This is a genomic window from Janthinobacterium sp. BJB426 (genome assembly GCF_002735705.1).
Classification (GTDB): Bacteria; Pseudomonadota; Gammaproteobacteria; order Burkholderiales; family Burkholderiaceae_D; genus Janthinobacterium.
On sequence record NZ_PDZL01000049.1, the window covers coordinates 1 to 2,292 of the forward strand.

Annotated in this window: 1 protein-coding gene; it reads left to right on the top strand. The window is 57.5% G+C overall.

Annotation, left to right across the window (positions count from 1 at the left end):
• Nucleotides 1-2,292: condensation domain-containing protein (locus CSQ93_RS28460; protein ID WP_158301415.1), on the top strand; the 2,292-nt coding region annotated here is incomplete at both ends.

Genomic DNA, 2,292 nt, shown 5'->3' on the forward strand with positions numbered 1-2,292 from the left:
CGAGCTTGAATATCTTGGACGTGGCGACCATCAGGTGAAGATCCGTGGTTTCCGCATCGAGCTCGGTGAAATCGAGTCGGCCTTGCGCGGCTGCGAAGGTGTCGACGACGCGGTGGTATTGGCCGAGAAGGGCTCTGCCGGACAGGTGCGCCTGGTTGCCTACGTGCTCAATGCGCAGGCGGTGATCGACAGCGCACCGTTGCGGGCACAGCTTGGCCAGAGCCTGCCCGACTACATGGTGCCATCCATCTTTATGGCCGTGGCGGCATGGCCGCTGACAGCCAACGGCAAGCTCGATGTGAAGGCGCTGCCTGACGCCCGCGAGCGTTTTCAAGTGGAATATCTCGCACCGCGCACGGAGGTGGAAGTAAAACTCGCTGAAATTTGGGCTGAGATACTTGAACTGGAACAGGTCTCCGTGACAGCGAACTTCTTTGCGCAGGGTGGTGATTCAATCCGTGCTGTAAGACTGATTGCACGCTGTGGCCAGGAAGGGTTCGCGCTGGCGGTACGCGACCTTTTTGCTTATCAGTCAATCGAATTGATGGCCAATGCGATTTCATCGCGCTCGACTGCAACGACACACCTCGCGGTCGATGCCGGTCCGTTCAGTTTGTTAACGCCAGAGGAGCGAGTGCTCGTGGACGTGGCCAAGTACGAAGATGGCTATCCTTTGACGCAGCTTCAGGAAGGTATGGTTTTCCACAACCAGCGAGATGGCGACTATTTGATCATCGACAGCGTGAAGCTGGAGCGGCCATGGTCAGAAGCAGCATTGCAGGAAGCGTTGACAGGGATGATGACGCGCCATGAAATATTGCGGACGGTTTTCGACTATGACATCGGCTACCGGCCATTGCAACTGGTGCTGCGCGATGCGCCGCTGCCACTGCAAGTGCATGATTGGCGTCATCTAGAGGCGACAGAAAGTGAAGCGAAGTTTGCAACTTGGTATGATTGTCAGGTCGCCAATACTTCCGTTTTCGATGGCAAGGCGCCGTTGTGGAGTATCGATGTGCACTGCGTGTCGGATGCTGTTTTCCATTACACGCTCATTCACCACCACGCGATATTGGACGGCTGGAGCGTTTCCTCTTTTAATACAGAGTTGTTCCAACGTTATCTGGAAGTCCAGCGTCTGTTGCCAGAAATCGCAAGGTCGTCACTGCCGCCGTATCGGCATTACGTCGCTCAAGAACTTGCAAGCTTAGCCGATCCAAAGGCCCGGGCATTCTGGGGGGAAATGATAGCGTCCGCCACCATGCCGACATGGGAGGCAGGCAAACGTTTGACGGCGCAGAGCGCGCATCTTGATCTCTCGACGCGCGGTGAACAGCTTCGCGAACTGTGTGCACGGCTCGGGGTCGCGCCAAGGACGGTATTGCTGGCAGTTTACCTCAAGGTGCTTGCCTTCCTTAACGGAGCTGAATCGATCACCAGCAGTGTCACTGGCCACGGCCGCCTTGAGGTGGCCGGCGCCGATCGCAGCTTGGGCTTGTTCTTGTCAACGCTACCGATTTGTACGAATATCGACCAACCTAGCTGGTCTGTATTGATCTCCGCCGTCGATAGTCAACTTCAGCAAGCATGGAATTACCGACATTACCCGGTCTCCCAACTTCAAAGGGATAGCGGCGTCGATTTATCCGCAGCGTTGTTCAACTATACAGATTTTCATGTGTACGACGGAGTCAATGGTGACGGTATCAGTGGCATGGATACCTTCGAGGTGACAAATTATCGTCTGTTGTGCCACTGGACGCATGACCCACGGCAGGGCCAGCTGAATTTGAGTATTAGTGCCGACGCGGGACTCTATTCCACTGAAGCATTGCAGCACGTCATGATCAATTTTGAGCGTGCACTTGACGCGGCCCTTCTTTGCACCAATGAACCTGTTTGGACAGCAAGCCTGATGGCGCCTGCCGAACGCGAACGCTTGTTGCAGCTGGGGCGGGCGACGCAATCGACGGCACCGGCGCAGTGCCTGCACCAGCTATTTACGGCGCAGGCACTGGCCACGCCGCAGGCGATGGCCTTGATTGATGGCGAGCGTCACTGGACCTATGCCGAACTGGAGGCGGCATCGAACCAGTTGGCGCATCGCCTGCTGGCGTCGGGCGCGGCGCCCGGCGCGCGCGTCGGGCTGTGCCTGGAACGCTCGGGCGAAGTGGTGCAGGCGATCCTGGCCATCCTTAAATGCGGGGCGGCCTACGTCCCGCTTGACCCGATCTACCCGGCGGAGCGGATCGCCTACATGCTTGACGATGCCGCGGTGACACTGGTTGTGGC